Here is a 26565-nt window from a genome sequence, read left to right on the forward strand (position 1 = left end):
ACGACCATCGGCCTCACCAGCTGGAGGTATTGCTGTTCGCGACGAGGGCGATGATCAGGATGGCGTACCCGATGACGAAGACGACGATCAGCGCCACCCAGATCCACAGGGCGATCTTGCCGAGCGCCTTGGCGCGGTCGGACGCGTACTGGGCGCCCTGGTAGTCGCCCATCGCCCACTTCGGGTACACGTCGTGGACGTGGTTGAACGCGGCGAATGCGAGCGGCCAGAAGAAGAGGACGGCGGCCACCGCCCACCCGGCGTTCGAGGGCGGCAGCGGCGGTGGGCCGTACTGGCCCGGGTACGCCTGCGACTGCGTCGGCTGCTGTTGCGTGGGGTACTGGTAGCCGTACGCACCCGTGTCGCCGGGCTTCGGCGGCACCGGATTGCTCGACGATTCCGGATTGCTCGGTGACTCCGACATGACATCCCCCTGTCGTGGCAGCTGACCTCGTGCGTCCACTATCCCACCTGCCTCCCCATGTGAGTGGGAAAGTGCGCCGGAGTACGCGTCGGCACTCACGTGAGGTTCTAGTCTCAGCGAGTGACCCGCTGGTTGATCGTCCTCGCGATATGGATCCTCGGACTGGGCGCGCTCGCCGTGACCCTCGGCGTAGCCACCGGGTGGTGGTTCGCCGCGGTCGTCCTCCTCGCACTCGCAGCCCTCGGGACATGGGATCTGCTGCAACGGCGGCACAGCATTCTGCGGAACTACCCGGTGCTGGGGCACGCACGGTTCCTGCTCGAGAAGATCCGCCCCGAGATCCAGCAGTACTTCGTCGAATCGTCCACGGATGGAACGCCCTTCGACCGCGACACCCGCGACCTCGTCTACGAGCGCGCCAAGGGCACCCTCGCCGAGGAGCCGTTCGGCACCGAGCGGGACGTGCACGCCGTCGGCTACGAGTTCATGGCCCATTCGCTGCGCGCCCGGATGGCACCGCCCGAGCCGCCGACCGTCCGCATCGGCGGCCCCGACTGCGAACGGCCCTACGACATCGCGCTTCTCAACGTGTCGGCGATGAGCTTCGGCTCGCTCTCCGCGAACGCCATCGAAGCCCTCAACGCCGGGGCCGCGCGCGGCGGGTTCGCGCACGACACCGGCGAGGGCGCGATCAGCCCGTACCACCGCAAGCACGGCGGCGACCTGATCTGGGAGATCGCGTCCGGCTACTTCGGCTGCCGGACGAACGACGGCCACTTCGATCCCGGCAAGTTCGCCGAACATGCGGCCTCAGAGCAGGTGAAGGCGATTTCGATCAAGCTGTCGCAGGGCGCGAAACCCGGGCTCGGCGGTGTGCTGCCCGGGGCGAAGGTGTCGCGGGAGATTGCCGAGACGCGCGGCGTGCCGGTCGGGAAGACGGTGATCTCCCCGCCCTCGCACACCGCGTTCTCCACCCCGAACGAGCTGATCGACTTCATCGTCACCCTGCGAAAGCTCTCCGGCGGCAAACCCGTCGGGTTCAAATTGTGCGTCGGATCGCGCACCGAGTTCCTCGGCATCTGCAAGGCGATGCTCGAACGCGACGTCACCCCGGACTTCGTCATCGTCGACGGCTCCGAGGGCGGAACCGGTGCAGGCCCAGTGGAATTCGAGGACAACATGGGCATGCCCCTCACCGAGGGGCTGATGCTCGTGCACAACGCGCTCACCGGCGCCGGACTGCGGAACCGCATCAAGATCGGCGCGTCCGGTAAGGTCGCCAGCGCATCCGACATCGTCAAACGGATCATCCAGGGCGCCGACTTCACCCTGGCCGCCCGCGCGATGATGTTCGCCGTCGGGTGCATCCAGGCGCAGATGTGCCACACCAACCGCTGCCCCGTCGGGGTGACGACGCAGGACCCGGCGCGGACCCGCGCGCTCGACGTCCCCGACAAGGCGGCCAGGGTGTTCCGGTTCCAGAAGTCGACGGTGGCCGGCGCCCAGCAGATGGTGGCATCGATGGGTCTCGACAGCTTCGACCAACTGACGCCGTCGATGCTCAACCGCCGGATCGACGGCGTCGCCACGCGCACCTACGCGGAACTGTACGAGTGGCTGATGCCCGGCGAACTGCTCGAGGATCCGCCGTCGGATTGGCTCACCGACTGGATCGACGCCGATTCGTCTCGCTTCTGACGTCGTTTTTTCGTCGAACCGAACGTCGGCACAATAGGGTGACGGGGGCCACAAAAGATGTGGCATCTGTCGACGGCGTCACCCCTGGCACACAATGACGACGGGGGCGCTGGGAAGGAGTTCGCGATGGCCCTGAGAGCCGCCCCCGAATCCGAGATCGAGTACCTGAAAACGGATCCGGATCTGCCAGCGGTCGGCGTCGTGGACCGCACCCCCATCTCACCGGCGGCACGGATCACGTTCGCCGTCCTCGGCCTTTTCGGTGGCATCGCCTGGGTGATGATCGCGTTCATCCGCGGCGAGAACATCAACGCCGTCTGGTTCGTGGTGGCCGCCGTCTGCACGTACCTCATCGCCTACCGCTTCTACGCGCGGCTGATCGAACGCAAACTCGTCCAGCCCCGTGACGACCGGGCCACCCCCGCCGAGATCCTGGAGAACGGCAAGGACTACATGCCGACGGACCGGCGGGTGCTGTTCGGGCACCACTTCGCCGCCATCGCCGGCGCAGGTCCCCTCGTCGGTCCCGTCCTCGCCGCGCAGATGGGCTACCTGCCCGGCACGCTGTGGATCATCATCGGAGTCGTCTTCGCCGGAGCGGTCCAGGACTTCCTCGTCCTGTGGATCTCGACGAAACGCCGCGGACGCAGCCTCGGTCAGATGGCCCGCGACGAACTCGGCCTCGTCGGCGGTGTGGCCGCCATGATCGGCGTCTTCGTCATCATGATCATCCTCATCGCAGTGCTCGCCCTCGTCGTCGTCAACGCGCTCGCGGAAAGCCCGTGGGGCGTCTTCTCGATCGCCATGACCATCCCGATCGCCCTGTTCATGGGCGTCTACCTGCGGTACCTGCGCCCGGGCAAGGTCGCGGAGGTGTCGCTGATCGGCGTCGTGCTGTTGCTCCTCGCCATCGTGTCCGGCGGCTGGGTCGCCGACACCGGTTGGGGCGCCGACTGGTTCACGCTCTCCAAGGTGACCATCGCCTGGCTGATGATCGCCTACGGTTTCGCCGCATCCGTCCTGCCCGTGTGGCTGCTGCTGGCCCCGCGCGACTACCTGTCGACGTTCATGAAGATCGGCACGATCATCCTGCTGGCCATCGGCATCCTGGTCGCGCAGCCCACCATCAAGATGCCCGACGTCACGACGTTCGCCATCCAGGGCAACGGCCCCGCGTTCGCGGGCTCCCTGTTCCCGTTCCTGTTCATCACGATCGCGTGCGGCGCGCTGTCCGGCTTCCACGCCCTCATCTCCTCCGGCACCACGCCCAAGCTGCTGGCGAAGGAAAAGCAGATGCGGCTGATCGGATACGGGGGCATGCTCACCGAGTCGTTCGTCGCGATCATGGCGCTCGTCACCGCGTGCATCATCGACCAGCACCTGTACTTCGCGCTCAACGCGCCGGCCACCCTCACCGGCGGGACCCCCGAAACGGCCGCCGCATACGTGAACGGCCTCGGACTGTCCAGCCCGAACATCAACCCCGACACCCTCTCGCAGGCCGCGGAGAACGTGGGCGAGGAGTCGATCATCTCCCGCACCGGCGGTGCCCCGACGCTCGCGTTCGGCATGTCGGAAGTGCTCAGCCAGTTCCTCGGCGGCGCCGCCCTCAAGTCGTTCTGGTATCACTTCGCGATCATGTTCGAGGCGCTGTTCATCCTCACAACCGTCGACGCAGGCACCCGTGTCGCCCGGTTCATGCTGTCGGACTCGCTCGGCAACTTCGGTGGACCCGCCCGCAAGTTCAAGGATCCGTCGTGGCGCGTCGGAGCCTGGGTGTGCTCGCTGGCCGTCGTCGGACTGTGGGGCGCCATCCTGCTCATGGGCGTCACCGACCCGCTCGGCGGCATCAACACCCTGTTTCCGCTCTTCGGCATCGCGAACCAGCTGCTCGCCGCGATCGCCCTGACGGTGGTCCTCGCCATCGTCATGAAGAGGGGTCTCTTCAAATGGGCATGGATTCCCGGCGTTCCCCTCGTCTGGGACCTGATCGTCACCATGACGGCGTCCTGGCAGAAGATCTTCTCCGGCAACACCGCCGTCGGCTACTGGTCCCAGCACGCCGCGTTCAAGGAAGCGAAGGAAGCCGGCAAGACCAGCTTCGGTTCCGCCAAGACCCCCGAGGCCATCGACGCCGTCATCCGCAACACCTTCATCCAGGGCACCCTGTCGATCGTGTTCGCCGCACTCGTCCTCGTCGTCGTGGTGGCCGGAGCGCTCGTCTGCATCAAGGCATTCCGGGCAGGTGGACTGCCGACCACCGAGTCACCCGAGCAGCCGTCGAAAATCTTCGCTCCCGCCGGGTTCGTCCCCACCGCCGCCGAGAAGGAACTCGACAAGGAATGGAACGAACTCATCGCGTCGGGCGTCGTGCGCGCACCCGGTGCTGCACACACTCACACGGACAGGGCACATCACCATGATGAATAGGGTTGTGGGGGCCGTCCGGACCGCCTGGTGGTGGACGGGGTCGCTGATGGGCGACCACGACTACAGCAGGTATGTCGAACACCTTCGCCGGAACCATCCGGACGCCGAGGTGCCGACCGAGCGCGAGTACTGGAAGGCGCGCTACGCGGACGCCGACGCGAACCCGGGCGCCCGCTGCTGCTGACCTCACCGGGCCGTCCCGGCGTCCCCCAGTACTGTCAGTACTGATCGGCTGAGCAGACACGGCAGGGAGGACCATCTGTGACGGAGAAGGAAGCCCCGGCGCCGTCCGGGACCGCAATCACGAAACCGGACCGCGGGCATCTCATCGGGGTGGGTGCGATGTGGGTGGCCAAGTGGTCGCTGGTCCTCGTGGCCATCTCGCTGGGCGCGTTGTTGTTCGGGTGGATCATCGAAAAGCTGTGGGTGATCGTCCTCCCCGTGCTGCTGGCCGTCGTGGTGTGCACGGTGCTGTGGCCGCCGACGCGGGCGATGACGAGACGGCGTATCCCCCCGGCGGCGGCCGCCGCGACGTCGCTCGTCGTGTTCATCGCCGTCGTCGCCGGAATCATCGCGGGCATCGTGCCGTCCGTCGTCAACCAGGCACCCGAGCTGGCCAACAAGGCCACCCAGGGCATCAACCAGGTGCAGGACTGGTTGAAGGGTCCGCCGATCAACCTGCAGGACGATCAGATCGACCAGGGCATCCACACGATCGTCGTGAAGGTGCAGGAAAGTGGGACGGTCATCGCGTCCGGTGTGTTCACCGGGGTCAGCACCGCCAGCTCCCTGCTGCTCACGCTCGGCCTCGTGCTGGTGCTGTCGTTCTTCTTCATCAAGGACGGCCCGCGGTTCATCCCGTGGCTGCACTCCGTCGGCGGCGGCCGCGCGGGCCGTCACCTCGAAGTGGTGCTGGGCCGCATGTGGGACACGCTCGGAGGGTTCATCCGGACGCAGGCACTGGTCAGCCTCATCGACGCCGTCTTCATCGGCGCCGGACTGCTCATTCTCGGTGTGCCGCTTGCACCGGTCCTCGCGATCCTGACGTTCATCGGTGGCTTCGTCCCGATCGTCGGTGCGTTCGTCGCCGGTGCTCTCGCCGTGCTCGTCGCGTTGGTGGCCAACGGTCTCACCACCGCCGTGATCGTGCTGATCATCATCCTCGTGGTGCAGCAGATCGAGGGCAACGTGCTGCAGCCCGTACTCCAGAGCAAGAGCATGAAACTTCACGCCGTCGTGGTTCTGCTCGCCGTGACCGCCGGTGGCTCCGTGTTCGGGATCGTCGGCGCCTTCCTCGCGGTGCCCACCGCCGCCGTCGCCGCCGTGGTGGTGCGCTACATCGGTGAGCAGATCGACGAGCACAGCGCCGAAAGCAACATCGCCGACGCCGTCGCCGCGAACGACGACCTCGACGACGCCGAACGGGAGGGCGTCACCGTCGACGAGGCCGCCGTCGCGCCCAAGGCGGACTGACCGGCACTCAACCCGCGACGACCTCCACCGTGGAGCCGGTGCGTCCGCGAATCACGTGCAGCCGGCTCGGGATTCGCTGACGCATCTCGTCGACGTGACTGACGATCCCGACCACCCGGCCACCGTCACGAAGCTCGTCGAGGACGCCCATCACCGAGTCGAGGGTGTCCGCGTCGAGGGTGCCGAATCCCTCGTCGATGAACATCGTGTCGAGGACAACGCCTCCCGACTCCGCCGCGACGACATCGGCGAGACCGAGCGCCAGCGACAGCGACGCCAGGAACGACTCACCGCCGGACAGGGTCTTGGCCGAACGCACCACTCCGGTGTAGTCGTCGCGGATGTCCAGCCCCAGGCCACCGCGGCGGCCTCGCGGACCGGCCTCGTCGCTGTGGACGAACTCGTACCGTCCCGCCGACATCCGGCCGAGCCGCGCGGATGCCGAGACGGCCACCTCTTCCAGCCGGGCCGCCAGCACATACGACCGCAGCGACATCTTCCTGGCGTTCTGGCCACGGCCCGCGATCACCTCGGCGAGGGCGGCCAACTCCTCGTGCGCGGCCTGCATCGGCGCGATCGCCTCGGCGGCCTTGTCGAGTTGACCGACGAACCGTTCCAGATCGAGCAGTCGGCGCTCGGCGTCGGATGCCGCCGCGACGGCGACGTTCACGACCTCCGCGGCCATGTCGTGCGCGTGCTGGACGGACGCCAGTTCCACGGGATCTGCCTCGGCGACGGCAACGACCTCGGGGTCGTCGAGCACGCTGCGCGCCCCGACCTCGGCGTCCCGCGCCGCCGTGAGGAGGGCCTCGATCTCACCCTGACGGGCGGCCGTCCGGACCGCGGCCACGGCGTCGGCAGAGCTGTCGAAACCGGCATCCCCGGCCAGTGTTTCGGCCTTGGCCGCGAGTTCACGGGCCGCCGACTCGGCTCCGGCACCGGCGTCCCGCGCGTCGAGCAGTTCGGATGCGGACTCCGCAAGCGCGTCGAGTCGTGCGCGGCGTGCCTCCACGCTCGGGTCGTCGCCCGCCGCCTCGCTCACCCGGGCCCGGATCTCCCCGAGCTGTGTCGTGTTCGCCGTGATCCTCTCGGCCACGGTGGCGGCGTCGACGCCCAGGTCCCGGGACCGTTCCTGCAGGTGACTCTCGCGGTCCCGCAGTTCGGTGAGTGATGCGGACCGACGCTCGACCTCGTCGCCGAGCGCAGTCGCCTCCCCCACCGCCGCCTCCGCGGTCGTGAGTGCCTGCGCGAGTTCGTCCGCGTCACCGTCGCCGCCGCGCTGGACGAGCACGTCGATCGCGCGCTCCACCGCGCCCAGCTTCTCGGTCGCGGTCGTCAGCGCCGCCGCGGCCTTCTGCTCCGCCGCGAGGGCCTTGTCCTCGTCGGCCTTCGTGACCGACAGCTCGGACGGTTCGGCAGGCTGCGGGTGCTCGGGCGAACCGCACACCTGGCACGGGACACCGTCCTCGAGCGTGCCTGCCAATTCGGCGGCCATGCCTGCGATCCGACGTTGCAGCAGGTCGAGCCAGTGCTCGCGCGCGTCCTGGTGCTGTTGCCGGGCATCGAGCACGCCGCGCTCGAGCCGATCACGCTCGGCCCGGCGGGTGCGGAGATCCGCCGCCGCCGAGGCAGCGTCGGCCGCCCGGTCCCGGGCATCGACGAGCGCGGGCACTGCGTCGCGGGCCTTCTGCGCCGAGTCGAGCGCCTTCTCCGCTTCCCTCAGAGCGAGCGGCAATTGTTCCCGCTCCCGGGACAGCGCGTCGCCGGCCTCGGCGAGTTCGACCTGCCGGGCACGTAGCCGCTTCAGTTCGACAGCGAGCCGGTCGGCGGCGACGGATTCGGCGAGTGCCCCGTCGAGGCGCACGATCTCGTCACGCCAGGCCCGGATACTCGACCGGATGTGCTCCCGTTCGTCGGCGGTCGGAGGCCACGGCAACTCCGCCACGAGATCGGCGCCGCCCACCGTCGAACGCAATCCGTCCGTGATCGCCTCGACGTTCCGCGCGGCGGCTGCGGCCTTGGCCCGGGCGGCGTCGGCGTCGCGTGCCACGGTCGCGACCGGTGCGGCCCGGCGCGCATCCGCCAATTCGGCGACGAGGACCGCCCGCCGGTCCGCCTCCGCTGCGTGGGCCTCGAGTTCCGCCTCGGCTCGCCGCCTGCGGTTCTGCAGTTCGAGGACACGGCGCGCCTCCGCGAGCGCATCTTGGGTCACCTTCGCCTGGCTCTTGGCCTTCTGCAGGTCGTCCGCGGCCAGGTCGCGGGTCTCGCGCGCCTCGGCCTCGAGCTTGTGGGCCCAGGTCACCGGATCGGCGTCGGCGCCCCCCTCGATGCCTGCGGCCGTCCCGACCCGCGCCAGCAGGACGTCGACGGCCCGTTGATGCTCGTCCAGGTCGTGGGCGCTGGTACGCCTGCGGGCGAGGAACCACTCCTCCACCGTCCCGAATCGGGTGGTGTCGAACAGCCTCTCCAGAAGCTGACCGCGTTCCTCGTTGTCGGCTCGCAGGAACTTCGCGAACTCTCCCTGCGGCAGCAGGACGACCTGGAAGAACTGGTCGGCGCTCATGCCCATCAGCCGCCCGACCTCGTCGGCGATGTCGGGGATCCGTGACAGGTTCTCCCCGCGGCCGTCGAGCCAGGTGAGCGTGGCCTTCGCGTTCTCCTTGATGGTCCCCGACCCACGGCGCTTGGGACGCTCGAACTCCGGGCTGCGGACGAGTCGCAGATGCCGGCCCGCGATCGTCGCCTCGAGCGTCACCGTCGGAACGGAACCGGCGGGCGCGTGGTCGGACAGGAGGCGCTTGCCGTCCTTCCGTGCCCCGGGCACCGTGCCGTACAGCGCGAACGCCACCGCGTCGAGGACTGTCGTCTTACCGGCGCCGGTATGACCGTGCAGCAGAAAGAGCCCGTCCGCGCCGAGCCGATCGAAGTCGACTTCCACGGATCCTGCGAACGGCCCGAAGGCTTCGACCTCGAGTCGATGCAGCCTCATGCCGTCTGTTCCAGCGCGACGACCTCGGCGGTGTCTTCGCCGGACCGGCCGGCGAAGCCGAGTGCGGCCTCCACCAATCGGATCTCGCCGGTCGACGGTTCGCTGCGCACGTCGGTGAGGAAGCTGCGCGTGATCTGCAGATCGCTGCGCCCGTGCACCTTGTCGCGGTAGCGCAGATCGTCGCCGCCCTCGGGGCGTTGCCACTCGAGGTGCACGGCGAACGGGAATCGGGTCTGGAGTGAGCGCATGGCGTCGACCGGGCGTTCCGGGTCGGTGAGCACCGCCGACACGTAGCAGTCCTCGGCGTCGCGGAACGCGTCGTCCTCGAGCAACGCCTGCACCGTCCCGGTCAGTTGCCGCAGACCACGGACCACCGGCAGGTCGACCCGCTCGACGGCCCGCAGTCCGTCGGCGTCGAGATCCACGAGGTAGACCGCCTTGCTGTGGGTGCGCTCGCCGAAGGAGTACGGCAGCGGCGAACCCGAGTACCGGATGTTCTCGGTGAGAGTCTGCGGCGAGTGCAGGTGGCCGAGCGCGACGTAGTCGACCCCGCCGAAGGCCGACGCCGACACCGTCTCGACGCCGCCGACGGAGATGGACCTCTCCGATCCGGTGGCCTCCGCGCCCACGACGAACGCGTGCGCCAGGACGACGGACCTGGTGCGCGGACCGGTGTCGTTCCGCCCGTCGAGGTCGGCACGGACACGGTCCATCGCGGCGTCGAGGATCTCGGCGTGCGAGCGGGCGGTCGGCACGTCCAGTTGCGCGCGGGTGATCTCGGGCTCGAGATAGGGAATGCCGTAGAACGAGACGGGACCGTGCGCGTCCTCGAGCACGACGGGCGAGCCGATCCCGGCGACCGTCGTCATGAGGTGCAGCCCGCCCGCGCGGGAGAACGCGGCACCCGCCCCGAGCCGCGCCGCGGAGTCGTGGTTCCCGGACGTGGCGACGATGACCGCACCGGCGTCCCGGATCGCTTCGAATCCGCGGTTGCACACGGTGACGGCGTCGGCGCTGGGGATCGACCGGTCGTACACGTCACCGGGAACGACGACGACGTCCACGCCGTGCTCGGCGACGAGGGCGGCGATCGCGTCGAGCACACGGGCCTGGTCGGTGAGCAGGTCCACCCCGTGGAACGTGCGTCCGATGTGCCAGTCCGAAGTGTGCAGGATCCTCATGTCCCGAGACCGTAGAGCACCGTGCCGACAACCTCGAACACCTCGGCCGCGTGGCGTCCGGGCGATTCGACATGTCGGTGGGGCGGTGCACCATGAGCCACATGAATGCACTCGCTGCACTCGGAATGCTCCTGGCGCTGGCCGCGGGCACCGCCCTCGGGTGGCTGCTGCACGCGGCGCGGAGCGGTGATCGGGCGGCGCGTGCGGAGGCACAGCTCGCCGCGCTGCGCGAGAACGAGGCCCTGCTGCAGCAGTCGCTCGGCGCGGTCAGCGAGGATTCCGCCCGCCGCCACTCGGGTGCGATCGGCGAGCAGATCTCGCGACTGGTCGGGCCACTGCACGAGGCCGTCGGCGCCCTGGCGGAACAGGTGGACCACGTCGAACGCAACCGCCTGCACGCGTATGCGGGGCTCAGCGAGCAGGTCGAAGGCATGTACCGCACCTCTCAGATGCTGTCCACGCAGACGAGCCGGCTGGTCACGGCGCTGCGGGCGCCGCAGATCCGGGGCCGGTGGGGCGAGATCCAGCTCGAGCGGGTGGTCGAACTCGCCGGGATGGTCCGGCACTGCGATTTCGACACCCAGGTGTCGAAGGACGGTGTCCGTCCCGACCTGCTCGTGTACCTCGCGGGCGGCAAGCAGATCGTGGTCGACGCCAAGGTCCCGTTCGCGGCGTACCTGGACGCCGCGCAGACGGAAGACCCGGCCGCCCGGGAACAGCACCTCTCCAGACACGCCCGGCAGCTGCGGACGCACGTCGACCAGTTGGCCGACAAGACGTACTGGGAGTCGTTCGACCCGACGCCGGAGTTTGTGGTGCTGTTCGTGCCCGGTGATCCGTTCCTGGACGCGGCGCTGACCGCCGACTCCGGGCTGCTCGAGCACGCGTTCTCGCGGAACGTGATCCTCGCCACCCCCACCACTCTCATCGCCTTGCTGCGGACCATCGCGCACACCTGGCGCCAGGAGGCGCTGTCGCAGGACGCCGCGAAGATCCACCAACTCGGCCGGGAGCTGTATTCGCGGCTGGGCACGGTCGGTGCACATCTCGACCGCCTCGGCTCACAACTCGGCAAGTCCGTCGACTCGTTCAATCTCACCGTCGCGTCGATGGAGTCCCGGGTCACAGTCACCGCCCGCAAGCTCCACGACCTCGATGTGTTCGACGGCGATGTCACCGAGGTCAGCGCCGTCGATTCGTGGCCGCGACGCACAAATCTCGAGGATCTCTCAGGCTCTACCGGTCACGCCAACGAGGCTAGTTAACAAGTTGCCGCTACTGTCGTTGTGTGTCTGCAACCCAACGTGCTCGCTCTGGGGTGCCGCTCGACAGGCGGTCGATTGTCCCTACGGTCCCCGGTCTCCCCTGGTGGGGTGTCATTCTCCTGGCCGTCGGAGTCACCTTCGTCGGATTCGCTGTCGATGCGGCTCGTGGCACGGAACTCACGGCTGCGTTCTCCACGTTCTATTTCCTCGGCTGCGTTCTCGCCGTGGCTGCTGCCGGCAATCGGGCGCTGTTCACCGCGATCGTCCAGCCGCCGCTGATCCTGTTCGTCGCGGTGCCGCTCGGGCAGAGTCTCATCGCGGAGGAGAACAGCACCGCACTGAAAGACCTGGCGATCAACGTCGCATATCCGCTGGTCAACCGTTTCCCGGTGATGCTCGCCGCCACCGTGGTGACCCTGCTGATCGGTGGCCTCCGCCTCTTCCTGCTGCAGCAACGCAAGACCGGTCCCGCCCGCACGTCCGAGCGGCGACGCGCGCAGCGGGCGCCACGCGCCGCCCGCCCTCGGCGCGCAGCCGAGGAGTCCGAGCAGTCTCCGCCGTCGCGCCGGGCGCGTGACAGGGACGCTGCGCGGGAACACCCCCGCTCGGGGCGACGGGCAGCCACCCCACCGCCTCGCCGATCGTCGTCGTCGGGGGGACGCACCACGCCCCCACCACCGATGGTCGACCGGGCAGCGCAGGCACCCCGCTCGGCGCCTCCGCGCACCAGTCAGGCGCCGCGTTCGGTCCCGCCGCGGACGACGCCGCGACCCCGGCCGAACCCCGACGTGCCGGCCCACCCCATTCCGCAGGTGCGTTACCGCGACCGGTACGAGCCGCCGTTCGAGACGGAGCAGCCCCGCTAGAGCAGGGACGCGGCAGGTAGCGGGCCGATCAGGTCCGCGCGGCGCGCAGCTCGCGCGGCAGTGCGAAGACCAGCGTCTCGTTGGCCGTGGTGACCGGCTGGACGTCGTGGAATCCGTGCTCGTCGAGCAGATCGATCACACCGCGCACCAGGATCTCCGGCACGGACGCACCGGACGTGATCCCGACCGTCCGGACGCCGTCGAGCCAGGCCGGATCCACTTCGCGCGCGTAGTCGACCAGGTACGACGCCTTCGCGCCCGCGTTCAGTGCGACCTCGACGAGACGAACGGAGTTCGAGGAGTTGCGGGATCCGACGACGATGACGAGGTCGCATTCGGGTGCCATCGCCTTGACCGCCACCTGACGGTTCTGGGTGGCGTAGCAGATGTCGTCGCTCGGCGGGTCCTGCAGATTGGGGAAACGCTCCCGCAGCCGGGCGACCGTCTGCATCGTCTCGTCGACGCTCAACGTGGTCTGCGACAACCAGATGACCTTCGATTCGTCGCGGACCGTCACGGCGTCGACGGAGTCGGGTCCGTCGACCAGTTGCACGTGATCGGGGGCCTCACCGGCGGTGCCCTCCACTTCCTCGTGGCCCTCGTGGCCGATCAGGAGGATGTCGAAGTCGTCGCGGGCGAAGCGCTTGGCTTCCTGGTGGACCTTCGTGACCAGCGGGCACGTGGCGTCGATGGTGCGCAGGTTGCGCGCCGCGGCCGATTCGTGGACCGCGGGAGACACGCCGTGGGCGGAGAACACCAGCAGCGCGCCCTCCGGAACCTCGTCCGTCTCGTCGACGAAGACGACACCCTGATCGGTGAGCGTCTCGACGACGTGCCGGTTGTGGACGATCTCCTTGCGGACGTAGATCGGGGCGCCGTGCTTCTCGAGCGCCTTCTCCACCGTCTCGACGGCGCGGTCCACGCCGGCGCAGTAGCCGCGGGGCTCCGCGAGCAGTACCCGCTTCTCGCCGTCGGCACGCGACGCCCCCGAATCTGCCGAACGTGTGATACCCACATTGAGTGGAACAGCCGAAGACATGGTTCCAGACTACGGGTCACCCCGAACGGACGACACTTTCGCGGGGTCTCGGCCGGGTAGTGTGCGCATCGTCGCACCGAAGTCGTCGGCGCTGTGGGCACGTCGGCTACCCAAACGTGCCGTTGTCAGGCAGGCTGTGGGAATGATTCGTCCCCCCTTCGTGGCGCGTGTCGCCGCTGGAATCGCCGTGACGGCCGTCGAAGAGGCCAGGAAGCTGCCGACCACCGCAGCGACCCTGCCCATGACCGCGGTCAGTCAGGTGCTGCAGACCACGATGCGTGTTCAGCAGTCCATGACGGCGCTGGCCATCAAGGGCGACCAGGCTTTCGCACTGATCAACTGGACCCACGACGACGAGCAGCCGGCCTGGGCCGTCTTCGACGACGACACCGATCCGGAACCCGTTGTCGACGGCGTGACCGACGAGCGGCCGGCCGGACCGGGCCGGTTCGCCCTGTACTCGCTGAGCCCGCAGGAAGAGAGCACTCCCGAGAAGGTCTCGACCCCGAAGGCTGCTCCCGCCGCCACGACCAACGGCTCGGCCCCCGTGACGTCGGCGAGCAAGAAAGCCGCGACCTCCGCGCCGACGGTGGCCGAACCCGAGATCGCCGTCGTACTCGACTACGGCACGCTGACGCTCGCCCAGCTGCGGGCGCGCCTGCGCAGCCTGTCCGTCGAGGACCTCACGACGCTGCTGGACTACGAGAACGCGACCCTGGCACGCGCGCCGTTCCAGACCATGCTGACCAACCGCATCACCTCCGCCAAGGCCAAGTGACCTCCGCACAGCCCCGCGCAGCCAGTACCGGACCGAGTACCGCCGAGCAGCCCTGGCCGGTCCGCACCGTGTCGGCCAAGGTCGCACAGTGGATCGACCGGCTCGGGAGTGTCTGGGTCGAGGGGCAGATCACCCAGATCAACGCGCGTCCGGGAACCCGGACCGCGTTTCTTGTGCTGCGGGATCCGTCCGTTGACATGTCGTTGTCGGTGACCTGTTCCCCGCAGCTGTTGCAGAACTCCCCCGTCCCGCTCACCGAGGGCAGCCGGGTGGTGATGTTCGGCAAGTTGTCGTTCTACACGGGCCGAGGGTCGGTCTCGCTGCGGGTGACGGAGATCCGCGCGATCGGGATCGGTGAACTCCTCGCCCGAATCGAGCGGTTGCGCGCGCTGCTGGCCGCGGAGGGTCTGTTCGACCCTCGGCTGAAGCGTCCGCTGCCGTTCCTACCGGGCACCATCGGGCTGATCACCGGTCGCGCGAGCGCCGCCGAGCACGACGTCCTCAGTGTGGCGCAGCGCCGCTGGCCCGCCGTGCGCTTCGAGGTGCGCAACACCCCGGTGCAGGGCGCGACCGCCGTTCCGCAGATCCTCGACGCATTGAAGGAACTGGACGCCGACCCGCACGTCGACGTGATCATCCTCGCGCGCGGCGGCGGCAGTGTGGAGGATCTGCTGCCGTTCTCCGACGAGACGCTGTGCCGCGCGATCGTTGCCTGCCGAACACCGGTGGTCAGCGCCATCGGCCACGAGCCGGACAGTCCGCTCAGCGATCACGTCGCCGACCTGCGGGCCGCAACACCGACGGATGCCGCCAAGCGGGTGGTGCCGGACGCGGTCGCCGAGCAGGCACTCGTCGGCGAATTGCGGTCGCGGAGCGCGGCTGCGCTGCGCAACTGGGTGCAGCGCGAGTCGCACCTGATCTCCCAGCTGCGGAGCCGGCCGGTACTCGCCGACCCGCTGCGCGCACTCGACCACCGGTCGGACGAGGTCGAGCGACTGCGGGAGGCCGGGCGACGCGACGTCAGCCGGGCGATCGCCGCGGAAAGCACCACGATCGAGCACCTTCGTGCACGGCTGACGACCCTCGGGCCCGCCGCGACCCTGGCCCGCGGCTACTCCGTGGTTCAGCGGATCGTGCCCGACGGCGATCCCGAGGTACTGCGTTCGGTCGACGACGCCCCACCGGGCACCCAGATTCGCGTTCGAGTCGCCGACGGCGCAATCCGTGCCGCGGTGATGGGAAAGGACAAGTAGGACATGAGTAAGCCCACCGGAAACGACACCGACATCGCGGAGCTCGGTTACGAGGCGGCGCGCGACGAACTCGTCGACGTGGTCAAGGTGCTCGAACAGGGCGGCCTCGACCTCGACGCGTCACTCGCACTGTGGGAGCGGGGCGAGGCCCTGGCCAAACGCTGCGAGGAACACCTCGCCGGGGCGCGCAAGCGCGTCGAGACGGCCCTCGCCCACGCCGAGGACGAGGGCTGACCCTCCCTCGATCGTCAGGCGGCGAGGATCGGGGCGTCGGCCGCGGCGGTGGTGAGCTGCTCGAACGCCTCGGGTGACGCACTGCCCGTCACGAGGAGCCGGACGTCGCCGAAGTCGGAGACCCAGATCGGCTCGACACCCTCCCCGCCGTACACGATCCAGCTGTGACCTGCGACGTCCTCGGTTCCCGTCGCCGTACGCGGACCACCGGCGACAAACGGCACGAGCACCGTCTCGACGGCATTGCTCTGCGTCAGCTGGATGTAGCGGCCGGCCTCGGTGATGAATCCGACGGTGCTCGAATCGCCGCCGCCGTCGCCGCTGACGATGCTGCGGCTGCCCGAGTTGGGCGTCCAGCCCTCCGGCGTCTCCGGCTTGCGCACCGGGAACGGCAGGTCCTGGGCGTCGTACTTCAGCGCCGCGTCGACGTCGAAGCTGGGGATCGGGCCACTGGTGGGCCCGCCCGGGCTGAACGTGCACTGGCTGGCGATACCCGCGATCAGTACGCAGAACAGGACAAGGGGTACGAGCGACCACACCATGTCGCGGTTGTTGTGCAGGATGCGGGGTTTATCGGATGCCACGCCCACCAGTATCCAGGGTCGGTCCCGGAACAACGATTCTCGGTCCCGTGATTCGCGCCCCAGCAGCGCACGTCACACTTCTTTCTGGGAGAATCAGCAGGCGAGATCCACCCGACACTCGGCGGCCGACGGCCACCGACACAGCGTCGACGTACAACGTCGACCGTGACTGCACCAGGAGGCACTGCCCATGACGGCTAGCACCACTTCGAGTCGCCGCGAGGCCCCGGACCGAAATCTTGCTCTGGAATTGGTCCGAGTCACCGAGGCTGGTGCGATGGCTGCCGGTCGCTGGGTCGGCCGTGGCGACAAGGAGGGTGGCGACGGCGCCGCCGTCGACGCCATGCGCCAGCTCGTGAGCTCCGTCTCGATGCGCGGCGTCGTCGTCATCGGCGAGGGCGAGAAGGACGAAGCCCCGATGCTGTTCAACGGCGAAGAGGTCGGCAACGGCGACGGACCCGAATGCGATTTCGCCGTCGACCCAGTCGACGGAACCACCCTGATGGCGAAGGGCATGCCCAACGCGATCGCCGTCCTCGCGGTCGCCGAGCGCGGCGCGATGTTCGACCCGTCTGCCGTGTTCTACATGGAGAAGATCGCCGTCGGCCCCGACGCCGCCGATGTCATCGACATCACAGCGCCCGTCGCCGAGAACATCAAACGCGTCGCGAAGGTCCGCAAGGCGTCCCCCTCCGACGTGACGGTCTGCATCCTCGACCGTCCGCGGCACGCCCGGCTCATCCAGGAGGTCCGGGACACCGGCGCCCGGATCCGTCTCATCTCCGACGGCGACGTCGCGGGTGCGATCGCCGCCGCGCGTCCGGAGTCGGGCACCGACATCCTGATCGGCACCGGTGGCACGCCCGAGGGCATCATCGCCGCAGCCGCCATGCGCTGTATGGGTGGTTCGCTGCAGGGCCGGCTGGCCCCGACCGACGACGCCGAGCGTCAGAAGGCCATCGACGCAGGCCACGACCTGGACCGTGTGCTCACCACCGAAGATCTCGTGTCGGGTGAGAACGTCTTCTTCTGCGCCACCGGCGTCACGGACGGCGACCTGCTCCGCGGTGTCCGCTACTACGGCGGCGGCGCCTCGACCCAGTCGATCGTGATGCGGTCGAAGTCGGGCACCGTCCGCATGATCGACGCGTACCACCGTCTCGAGAAGCTGCGCGAGTACTCGTCCGTGGACTTCACGGGCGAAGACGGCGCCGTTCCGCCGACGTTCTAGGCAGCTCCGCTGCCCGTGCGCCTTTCCGGTAGCTCCGGCTACCGGAAAGGCGCACGGGGAGCGCCCCACGACGCGCTCGGAAGTGGCATGTTTGACGCATGACCGAGAGCAACGAGCAGCAGTACCGGATCGAACACGACACCATGGGCGAGGTGCGGGTGCCCGTGGATGCCCTGTGGCGCGCGCAAACTCAGCGCGCCGTCGAGAACTTCCCGATCAGCGGTCGAGGTCTCGAGCGCACCCAGATACGTGCGATGGGTCTGCTGAAGGCAGCCTGTGCGCAGGTCAACAAGGATCTCGGCCTCCTCGACGCCGAGAAGGCGGATGCCATCATCGCGGCGGCGGGCGAGATCGCCGAAGGCAAGCACGACGATCAGTTCCCCATCGACGTCTTCCAAACGGGCTCGGGCACCAGTTCCAACATGAACGCCAACGAGGTGATCGCGTCGATCGCCGCGGCGAACGGTGTGGTCGTCCACCCCAACGACGATGTCAACATGTCGCAGTCGTCCAATGACACCTTTCCCACCGCGACGCACGTCGCGGCCACCGAGTCCGCGGTGAAGGACCTCCTCCCCGCCCTCGACCACCTGCGCCTGGCCCTGCTCGACAAGTCCACCGAGTGGAAGAACGTCGTGAAGTCGGGCCGCACCCACCTCATGGACGCCGTCCCGGTGACCCTCGGCCAGGAGTTCGGCGGTTACGCCCGTCAGATGGAGGCGGGGATGGAGCGGGTCGTGGCCTGCCTTCCCCGACTCGGTGAGCTGCCCATCGGCGGCACCGCGGTCGGAACGGGGCTCAATGCCCCCGACGGGTTCGGCCCGAAGGTCGTCGCCGAACTGGTCAAGGCGACGGGTGTCGACGCCCTCACACCGGCGAAGAACAGTTTCGAGGCGCAGGCGGCGCGGGACGGGCTGGTGGAGGCGTCCGGCGCGCTGCGCACGATCGCGGTGTCCCTGACCAAGATCGCCAACGACATCCGCTGGATGGGATCGGGACCGCTCACCGGTCTCGGCGAGATCCGACTCCCCGACCTGCAGCCCGGCAGTTCGATCATGCCCGGCAAGGTCAATCCGGTGCTTCCGGAGGCGGCCACCCAGGTCGCCGCTCAGGTGGTCGGCAACGATGCCGCGGTCGCCTGGGGCGGTGCCGCGGGCGCATTCGAGCTCAACGTCTACATCCCGATGATGGCGCGGAACCTGCTCGAATCGTTGAAATTGCTGGCCAACGTCACGCGGCTGTTCGCCGACCGGTGTGTCGTGGGGCTCGTCGCGAACACCGAGCACCTCAAGACCCTCGCGGAATCGTCGCCGTCCATCGTGACGCCACTGAACTCCGCGATCGGGTACGAGGAGGCCGCGGCTGTCGCCAAGCAGGCGCTGAAGGAGAAGAAGACCATCCGCGAGACCGTCGTCGCCCGCGGTCTGATCGGCGACAAGCTGAGCGAGGAGGAACTCGACAAGCGTCTCGACGTGCTGGCGATGGCGAAGGTCAAGGACTGACCCTGCCGACGGAGAGGGCCCGCACTCGCCGGAGTGCGGGCCCTCTCGCGCAGAAGTCCTACAGCAGCGCGGACAGCTCGTCGCGGGCCTTCTCGCCCTCCGGGCCGAGATCGGAGCGCCCAGCGATGTTCCAGGAGCGAAGCAGCGGCGCGAACACCTTCTCCCCCTGCTGGGCGGGGTCGTAGATGCCGGCCTCGGCGAGCACGGCGGTGCTGTCGGTTCCGCCGGGCAGGGCCACGCTCGGCACGTCGAAGGCCTCGATCCGCGATGCGATGGCCCGCATCGTCTGGTCGGGTACCAGCTCGAACGCGGCCTCGACGATGTTCCGGTAGAACAGCGACTGCAGTTCGTCGTCCGTGGCCAGCCGCTCGGCGATCACGGCCACCAGCGGGTCCTCGCCGAGTGCTGCCGTGTTGTGATGACGCACCGCCGCGGCCTTCTCCTCGAACGCGGAGTTCGCGAGCATCTCGAGCAGGTGCATCGGCGGCATCGCGTAGCCGCGGACCATCTCGTCCATCCGGGCGCGCTCGAGGGCGACGGGGTCGACGGCGCGCGTCACCATCAGGTAGTTCCGGAGCACGATAGAGTGCCGGTTCTCCTCCGCAGTCCAGCGGCCCACCCAGCGCCACCACGGGCCCACCTGGGCGAGGTGCTTGGCGATCTCCCGGTGGTACGCGGGGACGTTGTCCGCCACCAGCACACCCACCGTCAGTGCGAGCGCCTCGACGTCGCTCAGGGTCGACTGATCTGCCGACCAATCCGTTCCACCCATGAACGCGAAGTTCTTGCCCTGGTCCCACGGGACCAGATCGTGCGGCTGCCAGCCGTCCGCCTCGGCGATGTGACGTGTGAGGTTTTCGTCCACCACCGGGGCCAGCTCACTGAGCAGCTGCGAGTCATTCTTTTCAATCGGCATCCGCACACCGTAGCGTCCGCGCCCGGGCGCCGGGTCGACCACTGGTGAATTCGACGGGAACAACGGCGGCGTTGTGACGAAAACAGCCTGGTCATGGGCTTGCAGTCGTTACGCTGGCAGTTCACGGTTACCCCGGGCCCGAGCAGAGGATCACCCATGCGCAGACAGCGGAACCTGACGATACTTCTGTCGGCTCTCGCGCTCGGCGGGTCACTGGTGACGGGTTGCGGCTCCGACGCAGACGACGCCGGTTCCGTCTCGACGTCCGGCGCGAACCCCACCTCGGAGTCGTCGCAACCGAACCCGGGGACGGTCGCGGGCGTCGATATCCCGGACGGTCAGATCGACGACGCCGTGGGCCGTCTCGACGACCTGGCGAACGAGCTGATGGAGAGTTCCGGACTTCCGGGCATGGCGGTCGCCGTCGTCCACGGTGGGCAGACCGTGTACGCGAAGGGATTCGGCGTGCGCGAGGCCGGCACCGATCAGAAGGTGGACGCCGACACCGTGTTCCAGCTGGCGTCGATGTCGAAATCGGTGGGGTCCACGGTGGTGGCCCACCAGGTCGATGCCGGTGTCGTCGGCTGGGACACTCCCGTGGTGTCCAAGTCGCCCGGTTTCGCCCTCGCGGACCCGTGGGTCACCGAGCACGTCACGGTGGGCGATCTGTACTCGCACCGGTCCGGGTTGCCCGACCATGCCGGCGATCTGCTCGAGGACCTGGGTTACAACCAGCAGCAGGTGCTCGACAAGCTCCGGCTCGAACCGCTGAACCCGTTCCGGATCACCTACGAGTACACCAACTTCGGCCTCACCGCGGCGGCGGAGGCCGTCGCGGCGGCGTCCCGGACGGACTGGGCCACGCTGTCCGAGCAGACGATCTACCAGCCGCTGGGGATGTCGTCCACGAGTTCGCGATTCGCCGACTATCAGGCCCGCAGCGACCGCGCTGTCGCGCACCAACTCGTCGACGGCAAGTACGTCGCCGACGCGGTACGCGACCCCGACGCGCAGTCCCCCGCAGGCGGGGTGAGCTCCTCCGTCAACGACATGGGCAAATGGCTGGCGATGCTGCTGGCCGACGGAACGTTCGAGGGCAAGGAGATCGTGTCACCCGAGGCACTGCTCCCCGCGGTCAGTCCTCAGATGGTGTCCAGCCCACCGCGGTCGATGGACAGCCGTCCGGGGTCGTACGGGTACGGGTTCAACGTCTCGACCACCCCGGCAGGGCGGGTTTCCCTCAGCCATTCGGGCGGGTTCCAGCTCGGGGTGGCGACGAATTTCGTCGCGATACCGTCCGCCGACGTCGCCATCGTCGCGCTGACCAACGGGTCGCCCATCGGCATCCCCGAATCCCTCACCGCCGAGTTCGCCGACCTCGTGCAGTTCGGGGAGATCCGCGAGGACTGGAGGTCGTTGTACCGGCAGGCCATCGCGCCGATGGACGAGCCCGAGGGCAGTCTCGTCGGCCAGACGGCCCCCACGAACCCGGCACCGCCGCAGCCCCTCCCGACCTACGCAGGCACCTACGGCAACCCGTACTGGGGTCCCGCCGTCGTCACCGAGAGCAACGGTGCGCTGACGCTCCAACTCGGACCCGCCGGGCAGACCTTCCCACTCACCCACTGGGACGGCGACACCTTCACTTTCACACCCCGCGGTGAGAACGCCCCACCCGGAACCATCTCGAAGGCCACGTTCGCCGGCAACAACGTCACACTCGAGTTCTACGACACGGAAGGCCGGGGGACATTCGTCCGCTGAGCCGACACATCGACCGGGAGAAGATCATGAGCACGAACTCGCACGCACCCACGGGAACCGCTCGAACGGACACGGCAGATGTCCAGGTGGTCCGGGCATTCCTGGACGCACTCGTCGCCGGCGACCCGGACGCCGCGCAGCAGTATCTGCACCAGGACATCGTGTGGCACAACGTGTCCCTGCCCAAGATCCGCGGCCTCGGCTCCGTCATGCGGATACTCCGCGGAATGAGCCGCCCCGGTGTCGGATTCGACGTGCGCCTGCACCACATCGCCGGCGACGGTACGGCCGTGCTGACCGAACGCACGGACGTCCTGATCTACAAGCGGCTGCGCAGCGAATTCTGGGTGTGCGGCACGTTCGAGATGAAGGACGGCAAGATCGCCGTCTGGCGCGACTACTTCAGCAACCGAGACTTCCTGTGGGGCACGCTCAAAGGTATCGTGCGCGCCTTCTGACGTTTCCGCCCGATGCCGCACGGACCGTGCGACATCGGGCGGATCACGCTGCGGGGCAGGCGCCTACGGCGTCGGCCCGAACTCCTCCAGCATCTCCGTCACGAGCGCCGCGATCGGCGAACGCTCACTGCGCGTCAACGTGATGTGCGCGAACAGCGGATGCCCCTTGAGCTTCTCGATCACCGCGGCCACACCGTCGTGACGTCCGACCCTCAGGTTGTCGCGCTGCGCGACGTCGTGAGTGAGGATCACCCGGGAGCCGGTGCCGAGCCGGGACAGCACCGTGAGCAGCACGTTGCGTTCCAGGGACTGCGCCTCGTCCACGATCACGAACGAATCGTGCAGTGACCGGCCGCGAATATGCGTGAGCGGCAACACTTCCAGCATGCCGCGGCTGATCACCTCGTCCATCACCTCGGTGCTGGCGAGGCCGTCGAGAGTGTCGAAGACCGCCTGGGCCCACGGGCCCATCTTCTCGCTCTCACTACCCGGCAGGTAGCCGAGTTCCTGCCCACCCACCGCGTAGAGCGGCCGGAAGACAACGACTTTCCGCTGGGTACGGCGCTCGAGCACCGCCTCCAGCCCCGCCGTCAACGCCAGCGCCGACTTGCCGGTGCCCGCCTTGCCGCCCAGCGACACGATGCCCACACTGTCGTCCAGCAGGATGTCCAGGGCGATCCGCTGCTCGGCCGAACGTCCGTGCAGACCGAATGCCTCACGCTCCCCCCGCACCAACTGCACCCGCTTGTCGGCGTTCACCCGGCCCAGTGCGCTCGACGAACCGCCCAGCAGCCGAATACCCGTGTGGCACGGAAGTTCCCGAGCCTCCTCCAGATCGACGACACCCTCGGAGAACAGTTCGTCGATCGATGAGGACGCCACATCCAGTTCGGTCATACCCGTCCAACCGGACGGAACGACGTCGTGGGCGTGGTACTCGTCGGCGGGAAGACCCACCGCACCGGCCTTCACACGCAGCGGGATGTCCTTGCTGACCAGGACGACGTCACCGCCCTCGGCCTCGAGGTTCAGGGCGCAGGCCAGGATCCTCGAATCGTTGCTGTCCGTGCGGAATCCGACCGGGAGAACCGACGGGTCGGTGTGGTTCAGCTCGACCTGCAGGGTGCCGCCCTCGGTGCCGATCGGCACGGGCTGGTCGAGACGACCGTACTCCAGACGGAGGTCGTCGAGCATGCGCAGCGATTCTCTTGCGAACCATCCCAACTCGTGGTGGTGCCGCTTCCCTTCGAGCTCGCTGATCACGACGAGGGGAAGCACCACACGGTGCTCGGCGAACCTGGTGACGGCCCAGGGGTCGGACAGCAGTACGGAGGTGTCGAGTACGAATGTACGAACTGCAGAATCCGACGATTTCCTGGGGGCGGCGGACGAACGTCCGACGCGGGCTGAGACGGAGCGTGAAGCAGTCACGTTGGCTCCTAGGTCTGCGTGGCACCCACGCAAACTCGGTTCGCTGGACCGGTCCGTCCCTGGTGTGTCACCACACGAGGGCCGGGCGCCGGCCCCCTCGCACTGAGTGTGTCAGCCACGATCAGGACCTCCCGTACAAGCAACTTCCCCGCTGCCTGTTACCCCCGACGGTACTGCCAAACACGCCGGACGGCCGTGCGAGCGGCGGGCGTGTCGGTGAACATCAAGTTACGCGGAGGCGCCTGCGGCGCCCGTGCGTGGTTAACGAGTCCTTGCACTCGCAGGCCACGCACGGGCGGTGGAGCCGCCTAGATCAGGCGCCAGTCCTCGAGTCCCTCGTACAGCGGGAAGTCGGCGGCGAGCTTGGACACGCGAGACTTCAGCGTCTCGACGTCGGACGATCCGGCGAGTGCGGTGCCGATGATGTCGGCGACCTCGGTGAACTGCTCGTCCCCGAATCCACGCGATGCGAGCGCCGCGGTGCCGATCCGGAGGCCGGACGTGACCATCGGCGGGCGCGGGTCGAACGGCACCGCGTTGCGGTTGACGGTGATGCCGACCTCGTGGAGAAGGTCCTCACCCTGCTGGCCGTCGAGCTGCGAGTTGCGCAGGTCGACGAGCACGAGGTGCACGTCGGTGCCGCCGGTGAGGACGCTGACACCCTTGTCGACGACATCGGCGCCGGTCAGACGCTCGGCGAGGATCTTGGCGCCGGTCAGGGTGCGCTGCTGACGGTCCTTGAACTCCTCGGTGCCCGCGATCTTCAGGGAGACTGCCTTGGCGGCGATGGCGTGCATCAGCGGCCCGCCCTGCTGGCCGGGGAAGACGGCGGAGTTGAGCTTCTTCGCCCACTCCTGCTTGGCGAGGATCAGGCCGGAGCGCGGCCCGCCGAGCGTCTTGTGGACGGTGCTGGACACGACGTCGGCGTAGGGCACGGGCGACGGGTGCAGCCCGGCAGCGACCAGGCCCGCGAAGTGCGCCATGTCGACCCACAGGTACGCGCCGACCTCGTCGGCGATCGACCGGAACGCGGCGAAGTCCTCGTGACGCGGGTACGCGGACCAGCCGGCGACGATGACCTTCGGCTGCGCGGCGACAGCGATCTTGCGGACCTCGTCCATGTCGATGCGGTGGTCTTCCTTGCTGACCCCGTACGACTCGACGTCGTAGAGCTTGCCGGAGAAGTTCAGCTTCATGCCGTGCGTGAGGTGGCCGCCGTGCGCCAGGTCGAGGCCGAGGAGCTTCTCACCCGGGTTCATCAGGGCCATCAGGACCGCCGCGTTGGCCTGTGCGCCGGAGTGCGGCTGGACGTTCGCGAAGTCGGCGCCGAACAGTTCCTTGGCGCGGGTGCGGGCGAGATCCTCGATGACGTCGACGTGCTCGCAGCCGCCGTAGTAGCGGCGTCCCGGGTATCCCTCGGCGTACTTGTTGGTGAGGACGCTGCCCTGAGCCTGGAGGACCGCGCGGGGAACGAAGTTCTCCGACGCGATCATCTCCAGCGTGTCGCGCTGACGGGCCAGCTCACCTGCCATGGCCTGGGCGACTTCGGGGTCGAGTTCGGCGAGGGGGGCCGTGTTGACGTCGGTACCGGGCACAGCGGTCATCGAGGGATCTCCAAGCTGGATGCGGAAACGAATGCTCCCAGTCTACGAAGTATCCGTGAGGACTTCCTAACCGCCCGCGGTGAGGTACCCCTCACCGGCGCGCAGGACGCTGGGAACGAGCGGCTCGTCGAGCAGTCGACGGAACCGCTCCGACCGCTCCGCGCCGACGGGCACCTCGGCCAGCCAGCCGCCGAGCAGGCGGTATCCCTCCACGTAGGTGCTGGTGTACGCCCGCCACAGCGGCGAGGACAGGAACCGCAGCGACTGCCGGGCCCGCTCGGGGGTCGACAGACTCCACCGCTGCAGGAACGCCGCGACGTCGTCGTGGCTGCGACCCTCGTCGTGCAGCATCATCGCCGCGTCCTGCCGCACACCGAGCAGCTGCCCGGACGCCCCGGACAAACGTTGCGCCTGCTCACCGTCGAATCGCAGGCCGAGGTCGGCGTAGATTTCCTGCGCCCACAGCCCCCAGTCGGACCCGACGATCGATTCGAGCGCGAGGTCCGCGAGGCCCTCGGCCATCAGGCACTGCGGGGTGTTGACGACGAACAACGTCTGCTCGAGCTGTCCCGACCCGACGAGTCCGGCTTCCTTGCGGCAGTGCTCGGTGTGGTGGCCGGGGTACGACTCGTGCGCGATCAGCCGCGGCAGGTTCGACATGTGCTGCTCGAGGTCGGAGTTGATCGCGACCCGGGACCGGTAGTCGCCGAGGTAGTAGTTGAACCCCGACCACGGCTTGTCGCCCACCACCTCGTACTCCACGACCTCCGAGTCGGGCAGTGCGTAATGCTCCCGCACGAGGTCGCGCAGGGCACTCGAGAAGGCGTCGACACATTCCTGCAACCGGTCCGCGGGGATCTCGTCCTTCGCGCGGTGGGCCTGGATGCGTTCGGCGAGCGGCCCCGTTCCGGGCAGCACGGCGTCCATCTTGCGGTGCGCCTCCCGGTACTGCTCCTCGTCGCCGCGTTCGATGCGGACGTCGAAGTACGCCTCGACCTCGTCGACGAAACCGACGTCGTCGCCCGCGAACTTTCGCCCCGAGCATTCGAGGGCACGGAGATGGACGTCGAGGAACCGGGTCCGCTCCTCGGACAATCCGGCCGACGGCAATTCCGCGCGGAGGTTCGCCGCCGTGCGCGCGAGGTCGCGCGGATCGGGCTTCGGCGCGTTCTCCACCTGCCTGCGCAGCGCGGGATCGCCGGTATACGCGTCGACGAATCCTTCCTCCAGCCGGTCGAAACCCAGCCCGAGCAGCAAGTATTCGCGTACGAACGAAACGGATTCCATGCCGTCCGACCTTAGTCGCAGACGCGTGTTCCCGACCCGCCGACAGCGCAGCCTGTGGCACCAAGCACAATCCGACTATGCAACCGCTACTCGCCAGCGCAACGACGACGGCAGAGATTCTGGGCATGGACCGCTCACTCCCCCGTGTACCCGAGTGT

Annotated in this window: 22 protein-coding genes; 13 read left to right on the top strand and 9 right to left on the bottom strand. The window is 68.5% G+C overall.

The window, feature by feature from the left end:
• Nucleotides 1-13: 13 nt before the first annotated feature.
• Entirely contained in the window at nt 14-424 is a 411-nt protein-coding gene (locus tag QM841_RS06565; RefSeq protein WP_283331343.1) for a CD225/dispanin family protein, read from the bottom strand.
• Between the two features lie 120 nt (nt 425-544).
• Between QM841_RS06565 and QM841_RS06570 the strand changes: the two genes are divergently transcribed.
• The 4 genes from QM841_RS06570 to QM841_RS06585 all read left to right on the top strand — a co-directional run bounded on the left by QM841_RS06570 (nt 545) and on the right by QM841_RS06585 (nt 6025).
• Nucleotides 545-2122, top strand: a complete 1578-nt coding sequence (locus tag QM841_RS06570) for an FMN-binding glutamate synthase family protein (protein ID WP_283331344.1) — start codon at nt 545-547, stop codon at nt 2120-2122.
• Nucleotides 2123-2248: 126 nt separating this feature from the next.
• The gene (locus QM841_RS06575) at nt 2249-4552 is read left to right on the top strand and encodes a carbon starvation CstA family protein (RefSeq protein WP_283331345.1); all 2304 of its coding nucleotides are present in this window, start codon (nt 2249-2251) and stop codon (nt 4550-4552) included.
• Nucleotides 4545-4736 carry a YbdD/YjiX family protein gene (locus QM841_RS06580; protein ID WP_005239019.1) on the top strand — a complete coding sequence of 64 codons (192 nt, stop codon included), beginning with the start codon at nt 4545-4547 and terminating at the stop codon, nt 4734-4736. The genes QM841_RS06575 and QM841_RS06580 overlap by 8 nt, the downstream gene beginning before the upstream one ends.
• A gap of 77 nt (nt 4737-4813) precedes the next feature.
• Nucleotides 4814-6025, top strand: a complete 1212-nt coding sequence (locus QM841_RS06585; protein ID WP_009479123.1) for an AI-2E family transporter — start codon at nt 4814-4816, stop codon at nt 6023-6025.
• Between the two features lie 7 nt (nt 6026-6032).
• Here QM841_RS06585 and QM841_RS06590 read toward each other — a convergent pair whose 3' ends face one another.
• Entirely contained in the window at nt 6033-9014 is a 2982-nt protein-coding gene (locus tag QM841_RS06590) for an AAA family ATPase (protein WP_283331346.1), read from the bottom strand.
• Nucleotides 9011-10195, bottom strand: a complete 1185-nt coding sequence (locus tag QM841_RS06595) for an exonuclease SbcCD subunit D (RefSeq protein WP_283331347.1) — start codon at nt 10193-10195, stop codon at nt 9011-9013. The genes QM841_RS06590 and QM841_RS06595 overlap by 4 nt, the downstream gene beginning before the upstream one ends.
• Nucleotides 10196-10296: 101 nt before the next feature.
• On the opposite strand from QM841_RS06595, the gene QM841_RS06600 reads away from it, so the two are divergent.
• Entirely contained in the window at nt 10297-11460 is a 1164-nt protein-coding gene (locus tag QM841_RS06600; protein WP_283331348.1) for a DNA recombination protein RmuC, read from the top strand.
• 23 nt (nt 11461-11483) lie between these two features.
• Entirely contained in the window at nt 11484-12326 is an 843-nt protein-coding gene (locus tag QM841_RS06605) for a DUF6542 domain-containing protein (RefSeq protein WP_283331350.1), read from the top strand.
• 28 nt (nt 12327-12354) lie between these two features.
• Here QM841_RS06605 and QM841_RS06610 read toward each other — a convergent pair whose 3' ends face one another.
• On the bottom strand, nt 12355-13365 hold the full coding sequence (locus QM841_RS06610) for a 4-hydroxy-3-methylbut-2-enyl diphosphate reductase (RefSeq protein WP_280781549.1): 1011 nt from the start codon (nt 13363-13365) through the stop codon (nt 12355-12357).
• Between the two features lie 142 nt (nt 13366-13507).
• On the opposite strand from QM841_RS06610, the gene QM841_RS06615 reads away from it, so the two are divergent.
• The 3 genes from QM841_RS06615 to QM841_RS06625 are packed head-to-tail and all read left to right on the top strand — an operon-like array spanning nt 13508 to nt 15630.
• A complete protein-coding gene (locus tag QM841_RS06615) occupies nt 13508-14143 on the top strand; it encodes a lipid droplet-associated protein (protein WP_283331351.1) in 636 nt (211 codons plus the stop codon).
• Entirely contained in the window at nt 14140-15396 is a 1257-nt protein-coding gene (gene xseA, locus QM841_RS06620; protein WP_283331352.1) for an exodeoxyribonuclease VII large subunit, read from the top strand. Before QM841_RS06615 ends, xseA begins: the two co-directional genes overlap by 4 nt.
• Nucleotides 15397-15399: 3 nt before the next feature.
• Nucleotides 15400-15630: an exodeoxyribonuclease VII small subunit gene (locus tag QM841_RS06625; RefSeq protein WP_280781546.1), complete on the top strand. Its 231-nt coding sequence runs from the start codon at nt 15400-15402 to the stop codon at nt 15628-15630.
• A 14-nt stretch (nt 15631-15644) separates the two neighbouring features.
• Here the strand turns inward: QM841_RS06625 and QM841_RS06630 are convergent, their stop codons facing one another.
• Nucleotides 15645-16214, bottom strand: a complete 570-nt coding sequence (locus tag QM841_RS06630) for a DUF4245 domain-containing protein (protein WP_009479114.1) — start codon at nt 16212-16214, stop codon at nt 15645-15647.
• Between the two features lie 190 nt (nt 16215-16404).
• On the opposite strand from QM841_RS06630, the gene glpX reads away from it, so the two are divergent.
• The gene (glpX, locus tag QM841_RS06635) at nt 16405-17445 is read left to right on the top strand and encodes a class II fructose-bisphosphatase (protein WP_280781545.1); all 1041 of its coding nucleotides are present in this window, start codon (nt 16405-16407) and stop codon (nt 17443-17445) included.
• Between the two features lie 98 nt (nt 17446-17543).
• Complete coding sequence (locus QM841_RS06640) at nt 17544-18947, top strand: class II fumarate hydratase (RefSeq protein ID WP_283331353.1); 1404 nt, start codon at nt 17544-17546, stop codon at nt 18945-18947.
• 58 nt (nt 18948-19005) lie between these two features.
• Here QM841_RS06640 and QM841_RS06645 read toward each other — a convergent pair whose 3' ends face one another.
• Entirely contained in the window at nt 19006-19863 is an 858-nt protein-coding gene (locus tag QM841_RS06645) for an acyl-ACP desaturase (protein ID WP_011597957.1), read from the bottom strand.
• Between the two features lie 156 nt (nt 19864-20019).
• Here QM841_RS06645 and QM841_RS06650 point away from each other — a divergent pair, with 156 nt between their 5' ends.
• Nucleotides 20020-21627, top strand: a complete 1608-nt coding sequence (locus QM841_RS06650) for a serine hydrolase (protein ID WP_283331354.1) — start codon at nt 20020-20022, stop codon at nt 21625-21627.
• Nucleotides 21628-21653: 26 nt separating this feature from the next.
• Nucleotides 21654-22085, top strand: a complete 432-nt coding sequence (locus QM841_RS06655) for a limonene-1,2-epoxide hydrolase family protein (protein ID WP_105421450.1) — start codon at nt 21654-21656, stop codon at nt 22083-22085.
• 63 nt (nt 22086-22148) lie between these two features.
• On the opposite strand, the gene phoH2 is transcribed toward QM841_RS06655, so the two are convergent.
• The 3 genes from phoH2 to QM841_RS06670 all read right to left on the bottom strand — a co-directional run bounded on the left by phoH2 (nt 22149) and on the right by QM841_RS06670 (nt 26407).
• The gene (phoH2, locus tag QM841_RS06660; protein ID WP_025432159.1) at nt 22149-23516 is read right to left on the bottom strand and encodes an RNA 5'-3' helicase PhoH2; all 1368 of its coding nucleotides are present in this window, start codon (nt 23514-23516) and stop codon (nt 22149-22151) included.
• A gap of 308 nt (nt 23517-23824) precedes the next feature.
• Nucleotides 23825-25120, bottom strand: coding sequence for a serine hydroxymethyltransferase (gene glyA, locus QM841_RS06665; RefSeq protein WP_005253714.1), 1296 nt, complete (start codon nt 25118-25120; stop codon nt 23825-23827).
• 66 nt (nt 25121-25186) lie between these two features.
• Entirely contained in the window at nt 25187-26407 is a 1221-nt protein-coding gene (locus QM841_RS06670; RefSeq protein WP_280781539.1) for a DUF885 domain-containing protein, read from the bottom strand.
• Between the last annotated feature and the right edge of the window lie 158 nt (nt 26408-26565).

This window comes from Rhodococcus sp. IEGM 1307 (assembly GCF_030056915.1).
GTDB lineage: Bacteria > Actinomycetota > Actinomycetes > Mycobacteriales > Mycobacteriaceae > Rhodococcus_F > Rhodococcus_F opacus_D.

What these genes read in the sequence shown, in the direction of transcription:
- QM841_RS06565 (WP_283331343.1), bottom strand. Translation starts at nt 424, where the DNA reads ATGTCGGAGTCACCGAGCAATCCGGAATCGTCGAGCAATCCGGTGCCG.
- QM841_RS06575 (WP_283331345.1), top strand. Translation starts at nt 2,249, where the DNA reads ATGGCCCTGAGAGCCGCCCCCGAATCCGAGATCGAGTACCTGAAAACG.
- QM841_RS06580 (WP_005239019.1), top strand. Translation starts at nt 4,545, where the DNA reads ATGAATAGGGTTGTGGGGGCCGTCCGGACCGCCTGGTGGTGGACGGGG.
- QM841_RS06590 (WP_283331346.1), bottom strand. Translation starts at nt 9,014, where the DNA reads ATGAGGCTGCATCGACTCGAGGTCGAAGCCTTCGGGCCGTTCGCAGGA.
- QM841_RS06595 (WP_283331347.1), bottom strand. Translation starts at nt 10,195, where the DNA reads ATGAGGATCCTGCACACTTCGGACTGGCACATCGGACGCACGTTCCAC.
- QM841_RS06600 (WP_283331348.1), top strand. Translation starts at nt 10,297, where the DNA reads ATGAATGCACTCGCTGCACTCGGAATGCTCCTGGCGCTGGCCGCGGGC.
- QM841_RS06610 (WP_280781549.1), bottom strand. Translation starts at nt 13,365, where the DNA reads ATGTCTTCGGCTGTTCCACTCAATGTGGGTATCACACGTTCGGCAGAT.
- QM841_RS06615 (WP_283331351.1), top strand. Translation starts at nt 13,508, where the DNA reads ATGATTCGTCCCCCCTTCGTGGCGCGTGTCGCCGCTGGAATCGCCGTG.
- QM841_RS06625 (WP_280781546.1), top strand. Translation starts at nt 15,400, where the DNA reads ATGAGTAAGCCCACCGGAAACGACACCGACATCGCGGAGCTCGGTTAC.
- glpX (WP_280781545.1), top strand. Translation starts at nt 16,405, where the DNA reads ATGACGGCTAGCACCACTTCGAGTCGCCGCGAGGCCCCGGACCGAAAT.
- QM841_RS06640 (WP_283331353.1), top strand. Translation starts at nt 17,544, where the DNA reads ATGACCGAGAGCAACGAGCAGCAGTACCGGATCGAACACGACACCATG.
- QM841_RS06645 (WP_011597957.1), bottom strand. Translation starts at nt 19,863, where the DNA reads ATGCCGATTGAAAAGAATGACTCGCAGCTGCTCAGTGAGCTGGCCCCG.
- QM841_RS06650 (WP_283331354.1), top strand. Translation starts at nt 20,020, where the DNA reads ATGCGCAGACAGCGGAACCTGACGATACTTCTGTCGGCTCTCGCGCTC.
- QM841_RS06655 (WP_105421450.1), top strand. Translation starts at nt 21,654, where the DNA reads ATGAGCACGAACTCGCACGCACCCACGGGAACCGCTCGAACGGACACG.
- glyA (WP_005253714.1), bottom strand. Translation starts at nt 25,120, where the DNA reads ATGACCGCTGTGCCCGGTACCGACGTCAACACGGCCCCCCTCGCCGAA.
- QM841_RS06670 (WP_280781539.1), bottom strand. Translation starts at nt 26,407, where the DNA reads ATGGAATCCGTTTCGTTCGTACGCGAATACTTGCTGCTCGGGCTGGGT.